The 21681-nt window shown below is 68.0% G+C and carries 28 protein-coding genes and 1 tRNA gene; 13 read left to right on the top strand and 16 right to left on the bottom strand.

Going from position 1 to position 21681, the window contains the following annotated elements; translation table 11 throughout:
* Window positions 1–26: 26 nt before the first annotated feature.
* Window positions 27–1337, top strand: a complete 1311-nt coding sequence (locus D0Z60_RS02840; RefSeq protein WP_118856853.1) for an APC family permease — start codon at window positions 27–29, stop codon at window positions 1335–1337.
* On the opposite strand, the gene D0Z60_RS02835 is transcribed toward D0Z60_RS02840, so the two are convergent.
* The gene (locus tag D0Z60_RS02835) at window positions 1285–2439 is read right to left on the bottom strand and encodes an aromatic ring-hydroxylating oxygenase subunit alpha (protein ID WP_118856852.1); all 1155 of its coding nucleotides are present in this window, start codon (window positions 2437–2439) and stop codon (window positions 1285–1287) included. The genes D0Z60_RS02840 and D0Z60_RS02835 overlap by 53 nt on opposite strands.
* Window positions 2440–2520: 81 nt before the next feature.
* Between D0Z60_RS02835 and D0Z60_RS02830 the strand changes: the two genes are divergently transcribed.
* The 5 genes from D0Z60_RS02830 (at window position 2521) to D0Z60_RS02810 (ending at window position 5316) form a co-directional block, all read left to right on the top strand.
* Window positions 2521–3348: a nickel-binding protein gene (locus D0Z60_RS02830; RefSeq protein ID WP_118856851.1), complete on the top strand. Its 828-nt coding sequence runs from the start codon at window positions 2521–2523 to the stop codon at window positions 3346–3348.
* A 144-nt stretch (window positions 3349–3492) separates the two neighbouring features.
* A complete protein-coding gene (gene rpsF, locus D0Z60_RS02825) occupies window positions 3493–3864 on the top strand; it encodes a 30S ribosomal protein S6 (protein WP_118856850.1) in 372 nt (123 codons plus the stop codon).
* Between the two features lie 3 nt (window positions 3865–3867).
* A complete protein-coding gene (rpsR, locus tag D0Z60_RS02820; protein ID WP_118856848.1) occupies window positions 3868–4092 on the top strand; it encodes a 30S ribosomal protein S18 in 225 nt (74 codons plus the stop codon).
* Between the two features lie 12 nt (window positions 4093–4104).
* Complete coding sequence (gene rplI, locus D0Z60_RS02815; RefSeq protein WP_118856846.1) at window positions 4105–4731, top strand: 50S ribosomal protein L9; 627 nt, start codon at window positions 4105–4107, stop codon at window positions 4729–4731.
* Window positions 4732–4908: 177 nt separating this feature from the next.
* Entirely contained in the window at window positions 4909–5316 is a 408-nt protein-coding gene (locus D0Z60_RS02810) for a hypothetical protein (protein WP_118856844.1), read from the top strand.
* 118 nt (window positions 5317–5434) lie between these two features.
* Here D0Z60_RS02810 and D0Z60_RS02805 read toward each other — a convergent pair whose 3' ends face one another.
* Window positions 5435–5923, bottom strand: coding sequence for a DUF6456 domain-containing protein (locus D0Z60_RS02805; RefSeq protein ID WP_240325515.1), 489 nt, complete (start codon window positions 5921–5923; stop codon window positions 5435–5437).
* A 96-nt stretch (window positions 5924–6019) separates the two neighbouring features.
* Here D0Z60_RS02805 and D0Z60_RS02800 point away from each other — a divergent pair, with 96 nt between their 5' ends.
* The 6 genes from D0Z60_RS02800 to D0Z60_RS02785 all read left to right on the top strand — a co-directional run bounded on the left by D0Z60_RS02800 (window position 6020) and on the right by D0Z60_RS02785 (window position 8637).
* Window positions 6020–6586, top strand: a complete 567-nt coding sequence (locus tag D0Z60_RS02800) for a helix-turn-helix domain-containing protein (RefSeq protein WP_118856842.1) — start codon at window positions 6020–6022, stop codon at window positions 6584–6586.
* Window positions 6547–6768 (top strand): hypothetical protein, encoded by a 222-nt coding sequence (locus tag D0Z60_RS11600; protein WP_162888044.1) that lies wholly within the window; start codon window positions 6547–6549, stop codon window positions 6766–6768. Before D0Z60_RS02800 ends, D0Z60_RS11600 begins: the two co-directional genes overlap by 40 nt.
* A 190-nt stretch (window positions 6769–6958) precedes the next feature.
* Window positions 6959–7753: an energy transducer TonB gene (locus D0Z60_RS02795; RefSeq protein ID WP_118856840.1), complete on the top strand. Its 795-nt coding sequence runs from the start codon at window positions 6959–6961 to the stop codon at window positions 7751–7753.
* A 13-nt stretch (window positions 7754–7766) separates the two neighbouring features.
* Window positions 7767–8342 carry a hypothetical protein gene (locus D0Z60_RS02790; RefSeq protein WP_118856838.1) on the top strand — a complete coding sequence of 192 codons (576 nt, stop codon included), beginning with the start codon at window positions 7767–7769 and terminating at the stop codon, window positions 8340–8342.
* A gap of 26 nt (window positions 8343–8368) precedes the next feature.
* The gene (locus D0Z60_RS11595) at window positions 8369–8515 is read left to right on the top strand and encodes a hypothetical protein (RefSeq protein WP_162887999.1); all 147 of its coding nucleotides are present in this window, start codon (window positions 8369–8371) and stop codon (window positions 8513–8515) included.
* A 46-nt stretch (window positions 8516–8561) separates the two neighbouring features.
* Window positions 8562–8637, top strand: a tRNA-Val gene (locus D0Z60_RS02785).
* On the opposite strand, the gene D0Z60_RS02780 is transcribed toward D0Z60_RS02785, so the two are convergent.
* Entirely contained in the window at window positions 8638–9549 is a 912-nt protein-coding gene (locus D0Z60_RS02780) for a MarR family winged helix-turn-helix transcriptional regulator (protein WP_118856836.1), read from the bottom strand. It abuts the tRNA gene before it with no gap.
* A 176-nt stretch (window positions 9550–9725) separates the two neighbouring features.
* On the opposite strand from D0Z60_RS02780, the gene D0Z60_RS02775 reads away from it, so the two are divergent.
* Entirely contained in the window at window positions 9726–9974 is a 249-nt protein-coding gene (locus D0Z60_RS02775) for a hypothetical protein (protein WP_162888043.1), read from the top strand.
* Here the strand turns inward: D0Z60_RS02775 and cysQ are convergent.
* The 13 genes from cysQ to D0Z60_RS02715 form a co-directional block, all read right to left on the bottom strand.
* Window positions 9961–10767 carry a 3'(2'),5'-bisphosphate nucleotidase CysQ gene (cysQ, locus tag D0Z60_RS02770; RefSeq protein ID WP_118856832.1) on the bottom strand — a complete coding sequence of 269 codons (807 nt, stop codon included), beginning with the start codon at window positions 10765–10767 and terminating at the stop codon, window positions 9961–9963. The genes D0Z60_RS02775 and cysQ overlap by 14 nt on opposite strands.
* A 13-nt stretch (window positions 10768–10780) precedes the next feature.
* A complete protein-coding gene (locus D0Z60_RS02765) occupies window positions 10781–11560 on the bottom strand; it encodes an SDR family oxidoreductase (RefSeq protein ID WP_118856830.1) in 780 nt (259 codons plus the stop codon).
* A 164-nt stretch (window positions 11561–11724) separates the two neighbouring features.
* Window positions 11725–12318: a superoxide dismutase family protein gene (locus D0Z60_RS02760; protein ID WP_118856828.1), complete on the bottom strand. Its 594-nt coding sequence runs from the start codon at window positions 12316–12318 to the stop codon at window positions 11725–11727.
* A 27-nt stretch (window positions 12319–12345) separates the two neighbouring features.
* Entirely contained in the window at window positions 12346–14244 is a 1899-nt protein-coding gene (locus tag D0Z60_RS02755) for an acetyl/propionyl/methylcrotonyl-CoA carboxylase subunit alpha (RefSeq protein ID WP_118856826.1), read from the bottom strand.
* The gene (locus tag D0Z60_RS02750) at window positions 14241–14432 is read right to left on the bottom strand and encodes a hypothetical protein (protein WP_118856824.1); all 192 of its coding nucleotides are present in this window, start codon (window positions 14430–14432) and stop codon (window positions 14241–14243) included. The genes D0Z60_RS02755 and D0Z60_RS02750 overlap by 4 nt, the downstream gene beginning before the upstream one ends.
* Window positions 14432–16033, bottom strand: a complete 1602-nt coding sequence (locus tag D0Z60_RS02745) for a carboxyl transferase domain-containing protein (protein WP_118856822.1) — start codon at window positions 16031–16033, stop codon at window positions 14432–14434. Before D0Z60_RS02745 ends, D0Z60_RS02750 begins: the two co-directional genes overlap by 1 nt.
* A gap of 36 nt (window positions 16034–16069) precedes the next feature.
* Window positions 16070–16918 (bottom strand): cytochrome c, encoded by an 849-nt coding sequence (locus D0Z60_RS02740; protein ID WP_118856820.1) that lies wholly within the window; start codon window positions 16916–16918, stop codon window positions 16070–16072.
* Window positions 16919–16965: 47 nt separating this feature from the next.
* The gene (locus D0Z60_RS02735; RefSeq protein WP_118856818.1) at window positions 16966–18615 is read right to left on the bottom strand and encodes an AbgT family transporter; all 1650 of its coding nucleotides are present in this window, start codon (window positions 18613–18615) and stop codon (window positions 16966–16968) included.
* 76 nt (window positions 18616–18691) lie between these two features.
* Window positions 18692–19228 (bottom strand): DUF4199 domain-containing protein, encoded by a 537-nt coding sequence (locus tag D0Z60_RS02730; RefSeq protein ID WP_118856816.1) that lies wholly within the window; start codon window positions 19226–19228, stop codon window positions 18692–18694.
* A gap of 94 nt (window positions 19229–19322) precedes the next feature.
* Complete coding sequence (locus tag D0Z60_RS11820) at window positions 19323–19490, bottom strand: response regulator transcription factor (RefSeq protein WP_205421027.1); 168 nt, start codon at window positions 19488–19490, stop codon at window positions 19323–19325.
* Window positions 19491–19766: a hypothetical protein gene (locus D0Z60_RS11815; protein WP_205421026.1), complete on the bottom strand. Its 276-nt coding sequence runs from the start codon at window positions 19764–19766 to the stop codon at window positions 19491–19493.
* Between the two features lie 33 nt (window positions 19767–19799).
* Window positions 19800–20483 carry a TrmH family RNA methyltransferase gene (locus D0Z60_RS02720; RefSeq protein WP_118856814.1) on the bottom strand — a complete coding sequence of 228 codons (684 nt, stop codon included), beginning with the start codon at window positions 20481–20483 and terminating at the stop codon, window positions 19800–19802.
* Entirely contained in the window at window positions 20480–21631 is a 1152-nt protein-coding gene (locus D0Z60_RS02715; protein WP_118858402.1) for an acyl-CoA dehydrogenase family protein, read from the bottom strand. Before D0Z60_RS02715 ends, D0Z60_RS02720 begins: the two co-directional genes overlap by 4 nt.
* Window positions 21632–21681 lie beyond the last annotated feature (50 nt).

Here is a 21681-nt window from a genome sequence, read left to right as displayed (position 1 = left end):
GCGGGCCGGAAATCCAAGGGGGGTGGATGGTTCGGCAAGACGAAGACAAGCTCGGCCCGTGGATGACGATGGCGCTGGCCGTCGGGAGCATCATCGGCGCAGGGATCTTCATGCTTCCGGTGGCGCTGGCACCGCTGGGACCTAACGCCGTCGCCGGGTGGTTGATCAGCGGAATCGGCGCACTGTGCATCGCCTTCGCCTTGTCGCGGCTGATCACCAGCGATGGCGAGGGGCTCCAGGCCTATGTCGAGCGGAGCTTCGGGCCGCTTGCCGGGTTCGTCGTCGCCTGGTCGTTCTGCGCCTCGCAATGGGCGGCCAATGCCGCGCTGGCGATCGCCGCCGCCTCGGCCGTCGCGCGACTGGTGCCGGGACTAGCCGAGCCGGGCTCGATTGCGCTGGTCGCGATCGGCTTCATCGCCTTCCTCGCTTTCGTCAACGCGCTCGGCGCGCGGGCGATGGGCCGGCTGGCGGTGCTGACCACGCCGATCAAGCTCGTGCCGCTGCTGGCCGTGATCGTGCTGGTCTCCGTGACGGGGGCGCAGGGCCAAGCGCTCGCGCCTCTCGCGCCCATACCGATGACGATCAACACCATCGCCACGGCGGCCGCGCTTACCCTGTTCGCGTTGACCGGGTTCGAGAACGCGACCGCGCCGGTCGGCAAGGTCCGCGACCCCGAGCGCAACATCCCGCGCGCGCTGATCCTCGGCACCGCGTTCGTCGCGCTGCTCTATCTCCTCGCGAGCACGTCGGTGCTGCTATTGCTGCCCTCGGCGGCTGCCGAAGCGTCGACCGCGCCGTTCGCCGACGCGCTCGCCAGCCGCTGGGGCGAAAGCGCCGCGATCCTCGCCGCGCTCGGCATGGCGGTCAGCGCGTTCGGCGGGCTCAACAACGGGATCATGGTCGCCGGCGAACTTGGCTACTCGATGGCCGTTCGCCGCGACCTGCCCGCGGTGCTGGCGGCAACTCGCGGCCGCGGGACCCCGATTGCGGCGCAGCTGATGGCTGCCGCGGTCGCGAGCCTGCTCGTGCTGTCCAACGCCAGCAAGACCACCGCCGGCCTGTTCAGTTTCGTCATCCTGCTGTCCACCTCGTCGGTCCTGCTGGTCTATTTCATCGGCGGGCTGGCCGCGCTCAAGCAGCGCCCGGCCCCGCTGGCGGCCGCGATCATCGTCGTCGGCCTCCTGTTCTCGCTGTTCGCCTTCTACGGATCGGGCCTGGACGCGAATCTGTGGGGGTTGGCGCTGCTCGCTTTCGGGCTGGTCGTGCGCTTCGGAGTGCGGCGGGCTAGCGGCTCCAGCCCGGCGGCGGCGGGCGCTCCAGCCGCGCCTCGGGAATGAAGCGGCGGAGCCTGGCGTTGAAGCTGCGCAGGCACTCTTCGCTGCGCCCGAGCGGCCCCGGCGTGAAGCTGTCGCTCGCCATGCCGGCCTGGACCCGGGCGATCAGCACCGTGTCCTCCGCATTGACCCGCCGGTTGATCCGCCAGTTGAGGTAGCGCGCGGCGCGCATTTCGCGGCGGTCATCCGGGAGCGCATAGCTGATCTCGCGGATGACGCTGGTCGTCGGGCCGGTCGGGAGCCACTGCATGAAGTCGACCTGGTCCGGATAGATGTCGAACGCGACGCACGGAAACAGCTTGAAATAAAGCCATTTGCGCCGCGCGAACGGAGGCAGATGCGGCGCGTCGGGAAGCAAGCGCTGGTAGGCGCGCTCGCTGGGGTTGGCCGAGGGCTCGTCGCGCAGATCGCCCTCCATCCGGTCGACCCACTCGCGCGCTTCGATCCGGTAGCTCTTGCCGAACAGGCGGGTTAGGCCGGGATGACCAACCGGGATGTGGAGATGGTCGCTGTAATTGTCGGCGATCACCTTCCAGTTGAGCTCGCGCGGGCGAAGCGTGACCCGGCCGATCGCGCGCAGCTCCTCGAAACGATAGGGCGCGATGTCGGACTCATATGGCGCCATCATTTCGGCGACGCTCGGCAGCCCCTCCTTGAGCCGGACGAACAGGAAGCCGTGCCACTGCTCGAGCGCGACCGGCTTGAGGCCGAGCGCGGCGGGATCAAGGCCGGGATAGTCGCCGCGATGGGGGATGCCGGTAAGCGCGCCCTGCCGGTCGTAGCTCCAGGCGTGATAGGGGCAGGTCAGCACGCGCGCGCAGCCGGCCTCGCCGTCGACGATGTGCGATCCGCGGTGGCGGCAGACGTTGTGGAAGGCGCGAATGGCGCCGTCGTCGCCGCGGATGACGATGATACTTTCGCCAAGATAGTCGAGCTTGTGCCACTGGCCGGGCTCGGCGATGTCGCTGGCGTGGCACACGATCTGCGGGCTGGCGCGAAGGAATGCGCGGTGCTCGGCGGCGAAGAAGTCGGCATCGTGATAGACCCAGGCCGGCAGGCCGGTGTCGGCAAGATCGTCCTGATCGGGCGAGGAGGTGCGCGCCATGTCCACCCGACCCACCTAGCATAACGGTAGTTTTGCGCACCGCTCAAAAGCGATTATGACACTGCGCGAAGGGGGTGACGATTGCCGCTCTACCTCGACATCCACACGGTGCCCGGCGCAACCGCCGAGGATTTGCGCAAGGCGCACGAGGCCGATGTCGCGGTGCAGTCGAAATATGGCGTCGATTACCGCAAATATTGGCTCAACGAGAAATGCGGCAAGGTTTTCTGCCTGGTCGAGGCGCCAAGCGCGGAAGCCGCTCACCGGGTCCATGCCGAATCACACGGCCTGGTCGCCGAGAAGATCATCGAGGTCGATCCCGACATGATCGACGGCTTCCTGGGCGACGCTGCGGTGAACGACGCCGGGGCGGCGGTCCTGCCGGCGAGCGGAGTGCGGGACACGGCGGTGCGCAGCGTGATGTTCACCGACGTGGTCGGATCGACCGAGCTTGCGCAGCGGCTTGGCGACGACATCGCGTTCGAGCTCATCTCGACCCACGACAGCATCGTTCGCGGCGCCGTCACGGAACATGGCGGCCGGGTCATCAAGCACACCGGCGACGGGATCATGGCGGTGTTCGTCTCGCCGGTGCAGATGGTCAAAGCGGCTTGCACTATCCAGACGGTGGTGACGTCGATCGAGCCCAAGGCGGAGCATCCGCCGTTCCAGGTGCGCATCGGCGGCGCGGCGGGCGAGCCGATCGAGCGCGACAATGATTTCTTCGGGACGACGGTCAACCTCGCCGCGCGGCTGTGCGCCGCGGCCGAGCCGGCGCGGGTGCTGGTCTCCAACGGGGTCGCCGAACTGTGCCTCGGCAAGGGCATGAAGTTCGCCGACCTGCGCTACGTCACGCTCAAGGGGTTCGACGAGGATATCTCGACTCGCGAGGTGGTGATCACCTGCTAGGCGCTTGCCTTGAGCGGCGAATTTCGCCATAGGCGCCCGCAGCCGTCGGCTTGGTTCCGGCGGCTTTTGCTTTTTGCGAACGACAGCCGGAGGGGCGTGGCCATGGTGGCCCGTCAACGATCGGCCAACATAGGTGCATGAAACATGCCGCTCTACGAGCATGTTTTCCTCGCGCGTCAGGACCTGGCCCAGGCCCAGGTCGACACGCTTGCGGAAAACGCCACGAACATCCTGACCGAGAATGGCGGGAAGGTCGTCAAGACCGAGACCTGGGGTCTCAAGAGCCTCGCTTACCGAATCGCCAAGAACCGCAAGGCGCACTTCGTCATGCTCGAAGTCGACGCGCCGCCGGCCGCCGTCGCCGAGCTCGAGCGCCAGACCGGGATCAACGAGGACATCATCCGCTTCATGACCATCCGCGTCGATGCGCATGAGAATGGCCCGTCGGCGATGATGCGCCGCGCCGAGCGCGACCGCAGCCGCTCGCCGCGCCGCGACGAAGAAGTGGAGGCATAAATCATGGCCCGTGCATTCTTCCGCCGCCGCAAGTCCTGCCCGTTTTCCGGCAAGGACGCCCCGCGCATCGACTACAAAGACGTCCGCCTGCTGCAGGGCTTCGTCTCCGAGCGTGGCAAGATCGTGCCCAGCCGCATCACCGCGGTCTCGGGCAAGAAGCAGCGCGAGCTGGCCCGGGCGATCAAGCGCGCCCGCCAGATCGGCCTGCTCCCCTATGTCGTGAAATAAGGAGAGGACGACATGGACGTCATCCTGCTCGAGAGAGTCGAAAAGCTCGGCCAGATCGGCGACGTGGTTACCGTCAAGAACGGTTTCGCGCGCAACTATCTGCTGCCCAACAAGAAGGCGCTTCGCGCCAACGAATCGAACAAGAAGCTGTTCGAAGCCAACCGCTCGAAGATCGAGGCGGACAATGCTGAACGCCGCAGCGAGGCCGAGAAGGGCGCCAAGGACGTTGACGGCAAGACCGTCCAGCTGATCCGCCAGGCGTCGAACACCGGCCAGCTCTACGGCTCGGTCAGCGCGCGCGACATCGTCGAGGCGCTCGAGGCCGACGGCGCCAAGGTGGTCAAGAGCCAGATCGTGCTCGACCGCCCGATCAAGGCGATCGGCATGCACGAGGTGAAGGTCGCGCTTCACCCCGAGGTCACCGCGCTGGTAAAGGTCAACGTCGCCCGCTCGCCCGAGGAGGCCGACCTCCAGGCGCAGGGCATCGATGTGATGGCGCAGATGTTCGAGAAGGACACCGCCGGCTTCACCGAGGCGTTCGACCCCAATGCCGAGCCGGGCGAGATCCCGAGCGAGGACGGCGCCGAGGCCCCCGCGGCCCCGGCCGCCGAAGCGGAGAGCGACCAGGCCGACGCCTGAGCCGCCCCCCCTTTACCAAGCTTGAAAGGCCGTCGGAGCGATCCGGCGGCCTTTTCATTTGGTCGCATCGCGAACGGTTCGTCGCAAAAGCGCGACGCGGGGGCGGAACGAGTTCGGCTTGCTGCGCGCTTAAGGGGAAGGTGGGACGGGCAAAGCGTGATCAGGAGGATTGCTTCGATGGAAAACGAAAACCAGGGCGGCCAGAACCAGAGCAGCCAGTCGGACTTCGACAAGTCGCAACAGGGCCAGAGCGGCCAGTTCAGCCAGTCGGGCCAGAGCGGCCAGTCGGGCCAGCAGGACCCGACGCTGCTGCAGGGCCAGAGCTCGAGCGGCCAGGCTGACTACGGCAGCGCTGGCGCGTCGAGCCAGGGCAGCCAGAGCGAGAGCGGCCAGTCGGGCAGCGACACCGAGACGCTGTCGCAGCCGAGCGACATCGAAGGTTCGTCGCAGCAGTCCGAGACCGGCCAGCAGGGCCAGTCGGGCAGCTTCGTCGGCGGCCAGAGCCAGTCGGACACCAGCAGCGAGCTGGTCGAGGACCAGGATTTCGAGAAGGGCGGCCAGGGCGCGTCCGACAGCGAGATCTAACCAACCAACCGGGTTAACGAGGGCCGCGGCGGAGCAATCCGGCGCGGCCCTTTTTCGTGCCTCGTAAATTCGCAAACTACACGCAGGATCGGCCATTTCGGGGACCGGATCGCGAAGTTTACGAGCGGGGCAGGCGATAGTGTTCGGCGAGGCGATCGAGGGCGATCGTCAGCACCAGCTTGCCGGCCCGCGCCGGCCAGCCGAGCGCGCTTTCGGCGGCGCGCATCCCCTCGCCTGCACACACCACCCGCCAGAGGATGTCGGACAGGCCCGAGCCGGCAGCGGCGACGGCGCCGTCGAAACGGCGGCGGGCGTCGAGCTGGGCCAGGCTGGGGTCGCGCCGCGCCGCGCCGCCGCGCGCGCGGGCGACCGGAGCGGCGTCCCAGCGCATCGTCACCCGCGCGGCCAGCGCGGAGCGCTCATAGTCGCGCCGAAGCCGCTCGCCGGCGTCGAACTGGCGCCGGGTGAGATGGCCGCGCGCAAGCAGCCAGCCGAGCGGCGATTCGGCGAGGTTGACGGTGACCGAGCGCGCCGCGCGCAGCCGCCCGAGGGTGCGCGCCGGAGGATCGAGCGCGCGCTCCGCGAGCAGCCGATTGCGATCCGCCATGCCTTTGCTCCCGACCACCCGCCAATGCGAACAGGCTTGCCATAATGGCTCGCCTGTAGGACAGTGAAAAAACCGCAAAGGTTCGTGAGGTAGCCCATGATCACCCGCATCCGCGAAGTCCGCAAGGCCAAGGGCATGACCCTGGAGGATGTCGCCCGGGCGTGCCGGCCGGCGACCACGGCGCAGACCATCGGCCGGCTCGAGACCGGCACGCGGACTGTCTCGGTCGGCTGGCTCAACCGGATTGCTGACGCGCTCGGGGTCGAGGCGGGTGAATTGGTGGCGGGCGCGGGCGGGAGCGAGATCGCGGTCGCGGCGACGCTCGGCGCCGACGGCCAGGCGCGGGCTCCGCGCCGCAGCGGCCGGCTGGTTCCGCCGCGCCCGGCGCCGGGCGCGATCGGGCTGACGGTGGCGGTGTCGACCGGCGATTATCGCGCCGGCGACGAAATCTGGTGCGAACCGCTCGAGGCGGCGGACTATGCGCGCGCGCTCAACCGCGACGTGCTCGTCCCCCGCCCCGCCGGCCGCTTCCTGTTCGGCCGGCTGATCGGCCGCGAGGGCAACCGGCTGCAACTCCTGCCCCACGGCGCCGGAGCCCGCCAGCAGGTGCTGACCGACCCGCCGTGGATCGCAGTCGCGGCGCGGCTGGTGCGGGCGCTTTAGGCCTCGTCACCGGAGCGACCGGCGACATCGGCCTGTTGCTGTTCCGCCCGTATGAATCGTTTTTGTTCGCGGTCGACCTGCTTGGCTACGCGATGATGTGCGTGGCGTGCCTGTGCGCGGCATTTGCCGTCGCCCGCAACGAGCGCGCGTTGCGGCTTGCACCCTTGTCAATGGCGCGCTGACGCCGTTCTGGCGCTGCAGATGCAGATCCGCGCGCAATCTGGCCGGCCGCGCTGTGGGCGGTGACCTTTCCACTGGCGAGCATGCTAATGGCCCGAATGTTCGCGCGTGGGGCGAAGGGTTGAGCGAGTTACACGGGAGTTCGCGATTCATCACATTGCGGGTCGCACAGTCCGCCTTTAGCGTCGCGCCATGTCCGTGCTTGTAGCCAGCGTATTTGCAGCCGCCGCCGCCGCCGCCGCCACCGCGTCCCCGGCCACTTCACGGTGGACGATCGATTTTGCCGACGCGCATTGCGAAGCGTCGCGGACGTTCAGCGGGGACGGCAAGCCGCTGACTCTGACTATTCGCCCGCCGCTCGACCCAGCGGCGAGCACGCGCTTGTCGCTCGAGCGCGAGAAGCTCCAGCGCATCGAGGGCGTGTTGGAAAAGTCGGCCTCAATCGACTTCGGCGACGGCGCGCCGGCGTTCCGCACCTTCCTGCAGCCGGCACTGGCCACTGCGGGCTTCCGCTATGTAGTCGACCTGCCCGCCAGCCAGGCGCGGCGGCTGAGGGAGGCGAGCAGCATCGAAGTGAAGACGGCGGCGCGGGTGGGCGGGCGTTTCGACCTGACGCCCAACCGGCCGATGACGGCAGCGCTCGACCGCTGTGTCGCCGACCTCCGCCGCCGGGTCGGAGTGGGTGACGCCAACGCGCCCGTCGTGCCCGCGACGGCGGCAGTGAAGCTCGACACATTGTTCAGCGCGTCGAATTACTGGACGACGGAAAGTCACGCGGCGCGGTCCAGCCGCGTGACGGCGAGCCTGCTGATCGACAAGAGCGGTGCGGTGCGCGACTGTTCGATCGTCGCCGGGACCGGCTCGGCGGCGCTCGACACGCAATCCTGCCAGGTGTTCCTGCGCCGGGTGCGCTACACGCCGGCGCGCGGCGCGGCCGGAGAGCCGGTGGCGACGCTGCAGCACGAAACGGTGCAGTGGCGCCGGTGAGCGCCCGACGGCAATGAACGAGTTCGAATTCGTCTTCAGCCTGTTCGGGCTGCTGCTCGGGCTCAGCCTGGCGGAAGTGCTGAGCGGGATGGGCAAGGCGCTGAAGGCGCGGCGGCGGGTCAGGATCGGCTGGCTGACTCCGCTGCTCGGCCTGCTGGTGATGGTCGACCTGATCTCGTTCTGGACGATCGCCTGGGACCTGCGCCAGGTCATTCCGCTCAACTATCTGTCGCTGCTCGCGGCGCTGCTGTTCACCGGCACTTATTATCTCGCGGCGTCGATGGTCTATCCCGACGACCCCGACGAAGTGGCGGACTTCGACGACCATTATTGGGCCAACCGCCGCTTCATCATCGCGGCGATGGTGGCGATGAACATCCCGGGCAATCTCTACGAGCTGGCGACCGGGACCGGAGTCGGGGCGCGGTTCGACCTGCAGCTGATCGTCGGCACCTTCGTCCTCCTGCTCGGCGCATTGTGGTCGAGCCGGAGTAGGCGTGCCAGCACGGTCATGCTGGCCATCACCATCGCGCTCTACCCGCTGGCCGGGGTGTGGAGCGAGGTGCGGCTGTCGCTGATGGGCGGCTAGCTGGAGCGCAAGCGGCGGTTTCGCAAATGCGCGGGAGCCTTCAGGCATCGGCCGGCGTTGTGCCGGGCATGTTCCTGTTCTTCTCCAACCGCATGGGCTGCGCCGGATCGCTGCTGCTGACCGCGATCGGAACGGTGCTGATACTGCTACTGATGGGCGTGATCCGGCTGTAGCCCTTGTCCGGACCGGTGCGCCGTGGCATCGGGCGGCCTCCCGCGGGGGCGCTTAGCTCAGTTGGTAGAGCATCTCGTTTACACCGAGAGGGTCGGCGGTTCGAGCCCGTCAGCGCCCACCATCACAGCCCCGCCATTTCCCCCGCCTCGGCGAAATATTGGCGCATCGCTGCGCTCGCCTCGGGCGACAGTTCGACGAAGATGCGGCGGCCATCGTGGGGGTCGGCGCGGCGCACGAACAGGCCGGCGTCGGTCATCGTCTTGATCCACCTAAGCGCGGTGGTGGCGGGGACCGCGGCGGCGATGCACAGCGAGCTCACCGGGACGCGGTGCTGGGCGATCTCGGCGGCGAGCAGATCGAGCAGCATGTCCCAGGCGGGATCGGCGAACAATTGCTCGTCGAAGAAGCGCGCGCGCAGGCGGCGGGCGCGGATGACGGCGCGGACCCGCTCGCCGTCGACCTCCGGCACCTGGCCGAAATCGCGCGCCACCAGCGCGGGCCGGGGCGCGGCTTCGGGCACGGTCGAGAGGCGCGCGAGCGAGGCGGCGATGCGCCCGACTTCGTCGGACAATTGGCGCAGGCGCACGGCATTGTCGCGGCCGACGTCGCTGACCCGCGCGGGGGCGTCGCGGGCGGCCAGGGCGAGCGAGACGGCGGCGGCGCGCTCCATCGCGGAGGGCTCGACCAGGATCTGCACCCCTGGCCGGGACAGCGCGAAATCGACCGGATCGATCTGGTCGGGGGCGATGGCGACGACGATCGGCGTGCCGCTTTCGGCGAGGCGGGCGAGGCGATCGGTCAGCGCGGGCTCGGGCGCCTGCGCGCCGAATTCCGTCCACACCAGCGCCGCGGCGGCCTGGCGTTCGAGGCGCTCGGCGGCATCGGCCAGCGCGCATTCCCCGGCAAGGCGCAAACCGGCGCCGGCGAGGAGGGCGCGGGCGTCGTCGAGCGCCGCTCCGCTATCGCCGATCAGCAGCGCGGGACGGGCGCCGTCATAGGCGATCGACGAGGGGTCGGGATGCTCGAGGGTCATGGCGTACCTTTCCACGATACAACATCCGAGCCCGTGCGTTGTGACACCGAAGCGGTGTGATGTCCGACAAAATCGCAACCAATCTGGATTAACACCGCCCAAAGACTGCGCCCGATTCCCGCTAAGGGCGGTTCTCTTCGCAAAGGTCGCTTGAAAGTATGCGTATGTTTAACCTCATGACATGGCTCGACGAATGCGAAGCCGCGCTGGCCGACGCCGACTATCTGGCGGGACGGCTGGCGCGTGGCGGTTCGACCGAAACGGCGGCAGATGCCACCGCCTTGCGGATCCGGATCGCCGCGTTGCGCGCTGAATTCGAGCGCGCTCGGATCGCGATGGGCGCGCCGCGACTCGGCGGGGTCGAGCGGCGCAAGGAGCGCGCGCCGGCGCCGTGGCCGGCGATCGAGACCTTCAGCCGCGGGTGAAATCGGGCAGGAACGGCGCGACCGACGGCGCGGGCCAGCCGCCGGTGGCGACGAAGCCGCGATTGAGGAAGGCCGGCTTGCCGTAGGCGAGCGGCGCCGCGTCGGGACCGTCGCAGCGGCCGCCGGCGGCGAGCAGCACGGCATGGCCGGCGGCGGTGTCCCACTCGCTGGTCGGCGACAGGCGCGGGTAGATGTCCGCCGCCCCTTCGGCGACGACGCAGAATTTGAGGCTCGAGCCGACCGCGACATGGTCGCACAGGCCGATCGCCCGCTCGAGATAGTCGGCGGTGGCCTGGTTGAAGTGCGACTTGGAGGCGACCGCGGCGCGGGTCTCGCCGAGCGGCCGGACCGAGATCGCGCGGCGACCGGCGGGATCGTCGCGCCACGCGCCGTGGCCGACGAGGCCGGACCAGCCGGTCGCGGTGGCGGGCTGGTGGACCACGCCGAGCACCGGCGCGCCGTCGACGACGAGGCCGATGTTGACGGTGTAGTCGGCGCCGCCGCGGACGAATTCCTTGGTGCCGTCGAGCGGGTCGACGAGGAAGAAGGTCGCGCCGTGGGCCGGGATCCGCCCGGCCGCGACCTCCTCCTCGGCGATGACCGGAACGCCGGGGGCGGCGGTGCGCAGCGCCTCGAGGATGATCGCTTCGGCGGCGCGGTCGCATTCGGTGACCGGCGAGCGGTCGGCCTTGGCCTCGACCGCAAAGCCGCGCTCGACGAGGTGCAGGATGGCCTCGCCGGCCGAGCGTGCGGCTTCGGTGCAGGCGGCGAGCAGCCGGGGGTCGGCGATCATCGCGAGTGGGCGATCACCGCGGCGCCATCCTAATCCCGCCGTCGAGGCGGATCGCTTCGGCGTTGAGATAGGGGTTTTCGGCGATGAACACGGCGAGGCGGGCGTATTCCTCGGGCATCCCGAGGCGCTTGGGGAACGGCACCTGGGCGCCGAGCGCGTCCTGCACGTTAGGCGGCATCATCGCCACCATCGGCGTCTTGAACACGCCGGGGAGGATGGTGTTGACCCGCACGCCGTCGTTCATCAGGTCGCGCGCGATCGGCAACGCCATGCCGAGCACGCCGCCCTTGGAGGCGCTGTAGGCGGCCTGGCCGATCTGGCCGTCCTGGGCGGCGACGCTGGCGGTGTTAATGATGCAGCCGCGCTCGCCGTCGTCGAGCGGATCGAGATCGACCATGCCGAACGCCGAATGGGCGATGCAGCGGAAGGTGCCGATCAAATTGATGGCGATGGCGAGCTCGAACTGGACCATCGGGTAGAGCTTGGGCGCCTTGGTCTCCTTGTCGCGGGCGACGGTCTTGGCGGCGTTGGCGACCCCGGCGCAATTGACCAGGATGCGCTCCTGGCCGTGCGCCGCGCGGGCCCGGGCGAAGGCGGCGGCGACCTTCTCGTCGCTGGTCACGTCGACCTCGCAGAAGATGCCGCCGAGCTCGGCCGCGACGGCTTCGCCCTTGGCCGTGTCGCGGTCGAAAATGGCGACTTTCGCGCCCTTGGCGGCGAGCGCTCGGGCGGTCGCCTCGCCGAGGCCCGAAGCCGCGCCGGTGACGACTGCGCTGATGCCGTTGATGTCCATGCTTTAAATTCCTCCCAAATACCGTTCGCCCTGAGCCTGTCGAAGGGCTGTCCTTCGCCGGACTAAGGGGAAAAGCAGTCCTTCGACAAGCTCAGGACGAACGGATGTCCGGGGGACATCCGTGGACCGAGCTCAGGACGAACGGTGTCGGGTGAGGCCCTCCCCTACCCCGCCGGGGCGAGGACGGCGCAGGCGATGCGGTCGCCGCTGTTGCCGCTGGGATCGGTCTTGTTGTCGTCGGGCGCGGCGTGGACTACGAGCGCAGTGCCGTCGCTGTCGCCGAGTTCGGCAAGCGTCACGCCGGCGAGGGTGAGCGTCTCACCGAGCGCGCCGTCGGGGCCGACGGTGACATTGGGCAGATCGCCCTTGTGCGGTCCGGCCGGGTTCTCGCGGCCGTGCTGCTTGCCGTCGGGGTTCCAGTGGGCTCCGGCGCTTTCGAACTTCGGCCCCTCGCACTTGCCGACCATGTGCAGGTGGATGCCGCGCGCGCCCGGCGGCATGGCGCTTCCGGCGAGGCGGATCATCAGGCCGGCCGGCGATTCCTCGAGCGTCAGATTGCCGAGCGCGGTGCCGTCGCCGCCGGTGAAGGCGATCGGCGCGGCGGCGGGGACGGCGTCGTTGCCGACCGCCGCGGCATTGTCGAGCACCGCCTCGTTGACGGTGAGGTTGGCGGCATTCTCGGTCACCGGCTCATTGTCGGCGCAGGCGGCGAGCGCCAGCGCGGGGACGGCGGCGGCGATGAGTGCGGAACGGCGCATGGTGGTCTCCCTGGAATAAGTAGCGGATCAACGCGGCTCGGGCGCGTTCGGCTCCGATTGGGCTTTGGCCGGTACGATCCGGGCGAGCAATGAATCGACCGCAACCTGTGCCCCGGCGGTGGCGGAGAGTTCGGCGACGGTGCCGTCGAACGGCGCGGTGAGGCCATGCTCCATCTTCATCGCCTCGAGTGTCAGCAGGCGCTGGCCCTTGGTGACGGAGTCGCCCGGCGCGACTTCGACCGAGGTGACCTTGCCGGGCATGGGAGCGAGGATTGCGCCGTCGCCGGCGGCAGTGCCGACGGAACCGCGCGCGGCGCGCTGGAATTCGTAGGCCTGCCCCTCGTAGAAAACGACCACGCGCTCGTCGTCGCGAAAGCCCGAAGCGACTGCGAGCGGCAGGTCGTCGTCGAGGGCGACGGCGCGGAAGCCCCCTGCCCGGCCAATCGACGCCCCGCTACGCGACGGCGCGTTGAGGCGGAAACCGGCCGGCAGAGCTTCCGACTCTTCGTCGGCCGCGGTCGCGACTGCGGCTGCGGCGCGCCAGATCATGTCGTCGGGCTCGGGATCGGGAATGAGCTCGTCGAGCTGCCGTCCGATAAAGCCGGTATCGAGGCGGGCCGCTCCAAAATCTTCGTCGAGCAGGCAGTTGAAAAGGAAGCCGGCATTGGTCCGCACCGGCCACACTTCGATCTCGTCGAGGATGTCGGCGAGCGCGGCGATGGCCTCGTCGCGTGTGTCCGCGGCAGCGATCAGCTTGGCGATCATCGGGTCGTAATAAGGCGAGATGTCGTCGCCTTCCTCGACCCCGGTTTCGATGCGGCCTTCATCGCCGAGGTCGAAATGTTCCAGCCGCCCGACACTCGGCAGGAAGCCCTTGGCGGGGTCCTCGGCGTAGAGGCGCGCTTCGATCGCGTGGCCGGTGATCGTGAGTTCGTCCTGGCGCCTGGGAAGCTTCTCGCCGCTCGCCACGCGCAACTGCCATTCGACAAGGTCCTGGCCGGTGATTTCCTCGGTCACGGGATGCTCGACCTGGAGGCGGGTGTTCATTTCCATGAACCAGATCCGGTCGGGCTTGAGGCCGTCACTGGCGTCGGCGATAAACTCGACCGTCCCCGCCCCTTCATAGTTCACCGCCTGCGCGGCGCGGACGGCGGCGCCGCACACCGCGTCGCGGGTCGCCTCGTCCATGCCCGGCGCGGGGGCTTCCTCGATCACCTTCTGGTGGCGGCGCTGCAAGGAACAGTCGCGTTCGAACAAATGGACGACATTGCCGTGCGCGTCGCCGAACACCTGCACCTCGATATGGCGCGGGCTTTCGATCCATTTTTCGAGCAGCACGATAGGGTTGCCGAACGACGAGGCGGCCTCGCGCTGGCAGCTTTCGAGACTGTCTTCGAAATCCTCGGCGCGATCGACCTTGCGCATGCCCTTGCCGCCGCCGCCGGCGACCGCCTTGATCAGCACCGGATAGCCGATCGCGTCGGCCTCGCACGCCAGCCGCTCGGGCGACTGGTCGTCGCCGAGATAGCCGGGGGTGACCGGGACGCCGGCGTTGGCCATCAGCGTCTTGGCGGCGTCCTTGAGGCCCATGGCGCGGATGGAGTCCGGCTTGGGCCCGACCCAGACCAGGCCGGCGTCGAGCACGGCCTGGGCGAAGTCGGCGTTCTCGCTGAGGAAGCCGTAGCCGGGATGGATCGCTTCGGCGCCCGACTCCCGCGCGGCGGCGATGATCTTCTCGCCGCGCAAATAGCTCTCGACCGCCGGCGACGGGCCGATGTGGATCGCCTCGTCGGCCATGCGCACGTGCAGCGCCCGCGCGTCGGCATCCGAATAGACCGCGACCGTGCGCACCCCCACCCGCCGCGCGGTGCGCATGATCCGACAGGCAATCTCGCCGCGGTTGGCGATGAGGAGGGAGGTGATCATGGGTTACCCCAACCCCCTGGTTGCCGATCTTCCCATTCGATGATCAGCGCGTTCACAATCAATGCGAAAAGCGCGACGCCGAAGCCAATCCAGAAACTTAGATTCCAGAAATGAGCGGCAAGGAGTCCGATCGACACCGGAACGCCGATCCATAACAACGCTACAAAGGCCGCGAATTTCATCTGCATCACATCCGGAATACGCCGAACTGGGGGCGTTCGGGGATGGGGGCGTTGAGGCAGGCGGCGAAGGCGAGGCCGAGGACGTCGCGGGTCTGGGCGGGGTCGATGATGCCGTCGTCCCACAGCCGCGCGGTGGCGTGCCACGGGTTGCCCTGGGCCTCGTAATCGTCGCGGATTGGTTGCTTGAATTTTTCCGCTTCCTCGGCGCTCCACTTGTCGGCGTCGCGGTGGACGGTGGCTAGCACGCTGGCGGCCTGCTCGCCGCCCATCACGCTGATCCGGCTGTTGGGCCAGGTGAACAGGAAGCGGGGCGAATAGGCGCGGCCGGCCATGCCGTAATTGCCGGCGCCGAAACTGCCGCCGATCAGCACGGTGACCTTGGGCACGCTGGCGGTGGCGACCGCGGTGACGAGCTTGGCGCCGTGCTTGGCGATGCCTTCGGCCTCGTACTTCCCGCCGACCATGAAGCCCGAGATGTTCTGCAGGAACAGCAGGGGAATGCGGCGCTGGCAGGCGAGCTCGATAAAGTGCGCGCCCTTGACCGCGCTCTCGCTGAACAGGACGCCGTTGTTGGCGAGGATCGCGACCGGCATGCCCCAGATGTGCGCGAAGCCGGTGACCAGCGAGCTGCCGTAGAGCGGCTTGAACTCGTGGAATTCGGATGCGTCGACGAGGCGGGCGATGATCTCGTGCACGTCATAGGGCGCGCGCACGTCCTCGGGAATGATCGCATAGAGTTCTTCGGGGTCGAAATGCGGGGCGCGGGGTTCGCGCAGGCCGATTCCCGCGCCCGCATCCGCGCCGAGATGGCTGACGATGTCGCGGACAATGGTCAGCGCGTGCTCGTCGTTCTCGGCGAGATGGTCGACGACGCCGGACTTGCGCGCGTGGAGGTCGCCGCCGCCGAGATCCTCGGCGCTGATCTCCTCGCCGGTGGCGGCCTTCACCAGCGGCGGGCCGGCGAGGAAGATGGTGCCCTGGTTGCGGACGATGACGCTCTCGTCGCTCATCGCCGGGACGTAGGCGCCGCCGGCGGTGCAGCTGCCCATCACGCAGGCGATCTGGGCGATGCCCTTCGACGACATCTGCGCCTGGTTGTAGAAGATCCGGCCGAAGTGATCGCGGTCGGGGAACACCTCGGCCTGGTGCGGCAGATTGGCGCCGCCGCTGTCGACGAGGTAGATGCAGGGAAGCCGGTTCTCGAGAGCGATCTCCTGCGCTCGCAGGTGCTTCTTGACCGTCATCGGGAAGTAGGTGCCGCCCTTCACCGTGGCGTCGTTGCAGACGATCATCGCCTGGCGGCCCGAAACCCGGCCGATGCCGGCGATGAGGCCGGCGCCGGGGACTTCGCCGTCGTAGAGATCGTTGGCGGCGAGCTGGCCGATCTCGAGGAACGGGGAGCCGGGATCGAGCAGCCGCTCGACGCGGTCGCGCGGGAGCAGCTTGCCGCGCGCGGTGTGCCGCTCGCGGCTTTTCTCGGTGCCGCCGAGCGCGGCGGTGGCCACGTCGGCGCGCAGCTTCTCGGCGAGCGCGCGATTGTGGGCGGCGCGCGCCCGGGCGGCGTCGCTCGAAAGGTCGATCCTGCTGTCCAGCCGCGGCGCGCTCATCGCCGCTGGCCTAGCCGCTCGCCGCGCGCTTGAAAACTACTGCGGCGCTTGCTCGCGGTTGGCGCGGGCGAGGACGTAGCCGACGATCGCCTCGCGCTCGGCCGGGGTGAGCTGCGAGAAGGAGAAGCGGGCGATCGACGTCATCAGCCCGAGATTGGCCTTCGACTTGCCCTTGCCGGTGGTGAGCAATTGGGTGAGCTCGGCGGGGGTGTAGGCGCCAGCGACGTCGAGGTTGGGAGTGAAGCCCTGATAGCCCTCGAGCTGGCCGTTGTGGCAGCCGGTGCAGGCCATGCGCGCCAGCTGGCGGCCGCGTCCGTGCTTCGGGCCGAGGTCGGGCGGCGGATTGGCCTTGAGGCGCGCGACCTGCTGCGCGGCGTGGCCGATGCCGCCGTCCTTGATTTCCTTGAGGAAGCCGGCGCCCTTGCGGATCGGCGGAAGCTGGGTTCCCGCCGGCGTGAAGCTGCGCAGGAAGGCGGTCAGCGCGGCGAGGTCGCGCTCGCTCAGGAACTGGTAGGATTCGACCGGCATGAACCACAGTTCGCGGCCATCTTTCGGCGTTCCGCTGCGCAGGAATTTCGCCAAGTCGGGATCGCTGTAGTCGGCCAGCTTGAGGGTCAGATTGGGCGCGTTCATATCGCCATATTCGGGCTCGTCGGCGGTGACGTTCTTGCCCTGCAAATTCTCGCCGTGGCAGCCGGTGCAATCGAGCAGGCGGGCAAGGCGCTTGCCGTGCGCGAGTTTCGCGGCCTCGTCGGCATAGTCGGCGCCGTCCCAGCTGACCGCGGCCGGAGTCGCCGCGACGGTCGGCGAGCTGGGCTCGGCCGGTTCGGATCGATCGCACGCGGACAACGCGGCAGCGGCCGCCAGAACGGTGAAATAGCGCATGGTGAAGCCCCCTTCGGAAACTCACCTAGCACATTGACGCGGGTGAATCACTCGATCGCGGCGGCGCCCTGGTAGAACACCGTCGCGCCGGGGCCGAGCGGAAGGTCGAGGAACACCCAGGCGACGACCATCGAGATGCCGAGCGCCATGAAGCTGAGCGCATAGGGCAGCATCAAGGCGAGCAGCGAGCCGACCCCGAAGCTCTTGTCCCAGCGCCGGGCGAAGCCGAGAATCAGCGGGAAATAGCTCATCAGCGGGGTCATGATGTTGGTGTAGCTGTCGCCCATGCGGTAGGCGGCGGTGGTCATTTCCGGGCTGATTCCGAGCAGCATGAACATCGGCACGACGACCGGCGCGAGCGCGCTCCACTTGGCGCTGGCCGAACCGATGAACAGATCGAGGAAGGACGACAGCAACAGCACGCTGACCAGCAGGAAGGGTGCGGGGAGCGCCATCGTCTTGAGCGCCTCGGCGCCGTTGATGGCGATGATCGGCCCGATCCGCGACCAGTTGAACATGGCGACAAAATGCGCCGCGAAGAACACGAACACGATGTAGGGCGCGAGGGTGCGGATGCCCTCCTGCATCATGCGCGTGACGTCCTGATAGCCCTTCACCGAGCCGGTCGCCGAGCCGAACGCGATGCCGGTCGCGACGAACAGCAGGAAGAAGCCGGCGATCAGCGCGGCGTAAAGCGGCTGGATCCGCGCCGTTCCGCTCGCCTCCTCGTCGAGCAAGGGGGTGTAGCCGGGGGTCAGCGTGAAGGCGGCATAGAGCGCGACGATCGCCAGCGCGGCGAGGCCCGCGCGCCTCAGGCCGCGGCGCTCGTCGGGCGTCACTCCCGAGCGGGCGAGCTCGTCCTTGATTCCGGCGTCCGCCTCCCCGCCCCACTTGCCGAGACGCGGCTCGACCACCTTGTCGGTGAGGAACCATATGGCGGGGGTGAAGACGATCACGATCGACAGGATGAACCACCAATTGCCGATCGGATTCATCGTCCAGCCGGGCTCGACGATGCGCGCCGCCTCTTGGGTGAAGCCGAACAGCAGGACGTCGATCTGGCCCGGGGTAATGTTGCCGGCATAGCCGCCCGACACCGCCGCGAACGCCGCGGCGAGACCGGCAACAGGGTGGCGGCCGGCGGCGGCGAAGACGATCGCGGCGAGCGGGATGAACACGACGTAGGCGGCGTCGGAGGCGTGGTGCGAGACCATGCCGATGATCGCGACGATCGGGGTCAGCAGCGCGCGCGGGGCATTGCCGAGCGAGGCGCGGATCAGCGCCGAAAACATGCCCGACTTCTCCGCCACCGCGGCGCCGAGCATGATGACGAGGATGAGGCCCAGCGGCGCAAATCCGCTCATCGTGCGCGGCATTTCGGTCAGCAGGCGGTGGATATTCTCTTCGGAGAACAGGCTGGTCGCGCTGTATGTCAGCGTCCCGTTCTCGAGCGTCGCCCAGTCGGGCGCTTCCTCGCCGCTGAACGCCAGCGACGCCGACCAGCCGAGCCATTGGCCGAGCGCCGACAGCAGCATCAGCGCGACGATCAGGATGACGAAGATCATCGTCGGTTCGGGCAGCAGATTGCCAACCCGTTCGACGAAACCGAGGAAGCCGCGCTGGCGCCGCGCGGCGGGATCGATGTCGGGGACCGGAGCGGCGGCGTCGTCGCCGGCGGCGGGGGCTCGTTCGGTCACCGGTCATTCCTCCATGCAGGCGCGGCCGCGATTTTCAGCCGCGCCTACATGAACGGCAACCGAACGGCCAGCCGGACTAGCGCGCCGGAAGCAGGCGCGGATTGCGCAGCAGCGCCGCCGAGACCAGCGCGACGATAAGGCCGACCGGCGCGATTTCGACGAAGGTCATCGGCATGCGGTAGGCGGGATTGTCATACTGCACGATCAGCTTGTCGAACTCGGCGCGCATCGCCGCCAGATCGGTCGCGCTCTTGCCGGCTTCGCGCGCGTCGGCCAGCGAGCGCGCGGCATAGTCTTCCATGAAGCGATAGTCGGTGATGGCGAGATAGGCTTCCCACGCGAGAACGTAGATCAGGGCGGCAATGAGCGCGATGGCGAGGCCGAGAGCGAACGCCTTGCCGAAGCGGATCACCCCGCCCTGCTCAATGTCGCGATAGCGCTTCACGCCGACGAACACGAAGCTCAGCGCGACCAGCATGACGGCGAAGCCGAAAGTCATGGTGGCGACGAAATCGACCTTGTCGTGGAGCAGGCCGATAACGGTGATGAAAGCGATGAGCACGAGGCCGGCGATGAGGCCGTAGATCAAGGAATAGCGGGTGGTTGCGGTCATGACGTGTCCCCTTTCAGCGCCGCGCAGCATCGCCGCCGACGCTCCGCGAAACCATCGCCCGAACGGGTGAGTTCGGCCCCCTCACCCGCCTGTCCTACTCGATCAGCGACAGGAACCGCGCCTTCTCGATCGCGCGGACGCGGCGGTCGACCTCGAGCTTGGCGAACAGGCTGGCGAGATGGGTCTTGATGGTGTTCGGGGATACGCCGAGTGCGCGCGCCAGCTCCTTGTTCGACTGGCCGGTGGCGAGCAATTCGAGCAATTAGCATTCGCGCGCGGTGAGGCCGAGCGCAGCCGCGGCGGCCTGGTTGTGCACGAAGCTCGCCGACGGCTTGCGCGCGGTCAGCCGGTGGCCGACCCACAGGCCAAGCGCGGTGAAGCCGACGGCGAGCATTGCGACATAGATTTCGGTCGAAACATCGCTCGCCGCATGGCGGAACTTGAGCTGCTCGAGCGCGACCGCGGCAATGGCGAGACCGGCTCCGTAAAGGAGGACGGTGCGCCAGGTCGCGCCTCGCGGCGAATGGTTCGCCGTCATGCCACTGCTCGTTCGAGCGCTATCGCCGCAGACTCATCCGGCGCGTTCGTCACTCGGTATCACTGTCGGCAGAGGGATCTCACGCTTGCCGCGCTTGTCCCGCAATCGATACTTGCTTTGATATTCGCGGCGCTGCTTGGCGACCTCGTAGAGCACAATTCCGGTACTGGTCCCAAGATTGAGACTGTCCACAAAGCCGAACATCGGAATGCTGACGCACATCTCGCTGCGTTCGACGGCGCGGTCGCTGATCCCGCGTGCCTCGCTGCCGAACCATACGGCGAGCTTGGCGTGCTTTGTGAAATCTCCGTCATGCAGCATGACGTTCGTCTTCCCCTTCACGTGGGGGGACGTGACAATCGACTTGAAGTTCTCCGCTTCCAAATGATCAAAGCAGTCATCAGTGCTGTCGAAGCGCTTCACAAACGTCCATTTGACCGCGGACACCGACAGTTTCGCAATCTTCGATCGTTCCCGTAGGGCCTGCCAATCGTCCGGTAGATTGTGGCCCGGGTCGACAACATAAACCTTTTCGACACCGAGCGCGTTGACGTTTCGGATCACCGTGCCGATGTTGAACATGTCGCTGGGGCACTCCAGGACGGCGATCAGATTCTTGCAGCGGAAAGCCTTGATCGAATCCGCCCGCTTCCGAACGGAGCGTTTTGACCGCTTCGCCTCGGCGCTGTCGTTCGCCCCGTGCTCGGTCGCACTCACGCCCCGATCAACTCCCGTCCAATGAGCATGCGGCGGATTTCGTTGGTGCCGGCGCCGATGTCGAGCAGCTTGGCGTCGCGCATGTAGCGTTCGACCGGCCAGTCTTTCGTATAGCCGGCGCCGCCCAAGGCCTGGACCGCCTCGCCGGCGACCTTGAACGCGCTTTCGGATGCCAGCAGGATCGCGCCGGCGGCGTCGAACCGAGTCGTCTTGCCGGCGTCGCAGGCGCGCGCGACCTGATAGACGTAGGCGCGCGCCGAATTGAGCGCGACATACATGTCGGCGACCTTGGCCTGGATCAGCTGGAAGCTGCCGATCGGTTTGCCGAACTGCTTGCGCTCGCGGACGAACGGGATGACCACGTCCAGGCACGCCTGCATGATGCCGAGCTGGATTCCAGCGAGTACGGTTCGCTCGTAATCGAGGCCGCTCATCAGCACGCCGACCCCGCCGTTCTCCGGGCCCATGATGTTCTCAGCCGGGACGAAGCAATCGTCGAACACCAGCTCGCTGGTCGGCGAGCCGCGCATGCCGCACTTGTCGATCTTCTGGCCGATCGAGAAGCCATCCATCCCCTTTTCGATCAGGAAGGTGGTGATGCCCTTGCTGCCGGAGTCGGGCGCGGTCTTGGCATAGACCACCAGCACGTCGGCGAAGGCGCCGTTGGTGATCCAAAATTTGGTGCCGTTGAGGCGGTAGCCGTTGCCGGATTTCTCGGCCTTGAGCTTCATCGAAACGACGTCGCTGCCCGCGCCCGCCTCGCTCATCGCCAGCGCGCCGACCTGGCTGCCGTCGATCAGGCCGGGGAGATATTTCGCCTTCTGCTCGTCATTGGCCCAGCGGCGGATCTGGTTGACGCAGAGGTTCGAGTGGGCGCCGTAGCTCAAGCCCACCGAGGCCGAGGCGCGGGCCACCTCCTCCTGCGCCACGACATGTTCGAGATAGCCGAGGCCGAGCCCGCCCCATTGCTCCTCGACGGTGATGCCGTGCAGCCCGAGCGCGCCCATCTCCGGCCAGAGCTCAATCGGGAAGCGGTCGGCTTCGTCGATCTCGGCGGCGATCGGCTGGATTCGGTTGCGGGCGAAGCGCTGGGTGGTGTCGCGGATGGTGTCGGCCATCTCGCCGAGGTCGAATTCCAGGCCCGGCATCTCGCTCATCACGCTCTCCTTGCCGCCGCGCCTAGCATCGGGCGCTCAAG

Source organism: Sphingomonas mesophila, from assembly GCF_003499275.1.
In the GTDB taxonomy this organism is placed as follows: Bacteria; Pseudomonadota; Alphaproteobacteria; order Sphingomonadales; family Sphingomonadaceae; genus Sphingomicrobium; species Sphingomicrobium mesophilum.
This window is presented reverse-complemented; position numbering and strand designations above follow the sequence as displayed.

Excerpts from the sequence above, each read along its gene's own strand:
- D0Z60_RS02840 (WP_118856853.1), top strand. The coding sequence starts at position 27 with ATGGTTCGGCAAGACGAAGACAAGCTCGGCCCGTGGATGACGATGGCG.
- D0Z60_RS02835 (WP_118856852.1), bottom strand. The coding sequence starts at position 2,439 with ATGGCGCGCACCTCCTCGCCCGATCAGGACGATCTTGCCGACACCGGC.
- rpsF (WP_118856850.1), top strand. The coding sequence starts at position 3,493 with ATGCCGCTCTACGAGCATGTTTTCCTCGCGCGTCAGGACCTGGCCCAG.
- rpsR (WP_118856848.1), top strand. The coding sequence starts at position 3,868 with ATGGCCCGTGCATTCTTCCGCCGCCGCAAGTCCTGCCCGTTTTCCGGC.
- rplI (WP_118856846.1), top strand. The coding sequence starts at position 4,105 with ATGGACGTCATCCTGCTCGAGAGAGTCGAAAAGCTCGGCCAGATCGGC.
- D0Z60_RS02810 (WP_118856844.1), top strand. The coding sequence starts at position 4,909 with ATGGAAAACGAAAACCAGGGCGGCCAGAACCAGAGCAGCCAGTCGGAC.
- D0Z60_RS02805 (WP_240325515.1), bottom strand. The coding sequence starts at position 5,923 with ATGGCGGATCGCAATCGGCTGCTCGCGGAGCGCGCGCTCGATCCTCCG.
- D0Z60_RS02800 (WP_118856842.1), top strand. The coding sequence starts at position 6,020 with ATGATCACCCGCATCCGCGAAGTCCGCAAGGCCAAGGGCATGACCCTG.
- D0Z60_RS02795 (WP_118856840.1), top strand. The coding sequence starts at position 6,959 with ATGTCCGTGCTTGTAGCCAGCGTATTTGCAGCCGCCGCCGCCGCCGCC.
- D0Z60_RS02790 (WP_118856838.1), top strand. The coding sequence starts at position 7,767 with ATGAACGAGTTCGAATTCGTCTTCAGCCTGTTCGGGCTGCTGCTCGGG.
- D0Z60_RS11595 (WP_162887999.1), top strand. The coding sequence starts at position 8,369 with ATGCGCGGGAGCCTTCAGGCATCGGCCGGCGTTGTGCCGGGCATGTTC.
- D0Z60_RS02780 (WP_118856836.1), bottom strand. The coding sequence starts at position 9,549 with ATGACCCTCGAGCATCCCGACCCCTCGTCGATCGCCTATGACGGCGCC.
- D0Z60_RS02775 (WP_162888043.1), top strand. The coding sequence starts at position 9,726 with ATGACATGGCTCGACGAATGCGAAGCCGCGCTGGCCGACGCCGACTAT.
- cysQ (WP_118856832.1), bottom strand. The coding sequence starts at position 10,767 with ATGATCGCCGACCCCCGGCTGCTCGCCGCCTGCACCGAAGCCGCACGC.
- D0Z60_RS02765 (WP_118856830.1), bottom strand. The coding sequence starts at position 11,560 with ATGGACATCAACGGCATCAGCGCAGTCGTCACCGGCGCGGCTTCGGGC.
- D0Z60_RS02760 (WP_118856828.1), bottom strand. The coding sequence starts at position 12,318 with ATGCGCCGTTCCGCACTCATCGCCGCCGCCGTCCCCGCGCTGGCGCTC.
- D0Z60_RS02755 (WP_118856826.1), bottom strand. The coding sequence starts at position 14,244 with ATGATCACCTCCCTCCTCATCGCCAACCGCGGCGAGATTGCCTGTCGG.
- D0Z60_RS02750 (WP_118856824.1), bottom strand. The coding sequence starts at position 14,432 with ATGCAGATGAAATTCGCGGCCTTTGTAGCGTTGTTATGGATCGGCGTT.
- D0Z60_RS02745 (WP_118856822.1), bottom strand. The coding sequence starts at position 16,033 with ATGAGCGCGCCGCGGCTGGACAGCAGGATCGACCTTTCGAGCGACGCC.
- D0Z60_RS02740 (WP_118856820.1), bottom strand. The coding sequence starts at position 16,918 with ATGCGCTATTTCACCGTTCTGGCGGCCGCTGCCGCGTTGTCCGCGTGC.
- D0Z60_RS02730 (WP_118856816.1), bottom strand. The coding sequence starts at position 19,228 with ATGACCGCAACCACCCGCTATTCCTTGATCTACGGCCTCATCGCCGGC.
- D0Z60_RS11815 (WP_205421026.1), bottom strand. The coding sequence starts at position 19,766 with ATGACGGCGAACCATTCGCCGCGAGGCGCGACCTGGCGCACCGTCCTC.
- D0Z60_RS02715 (WP_118858402.1), bottom strand. The coding sequence starts at position 21,631 with ATGCCGGGCCTGGAATTCGACCTCGGCGAGATGGCCGACACCATCCGC.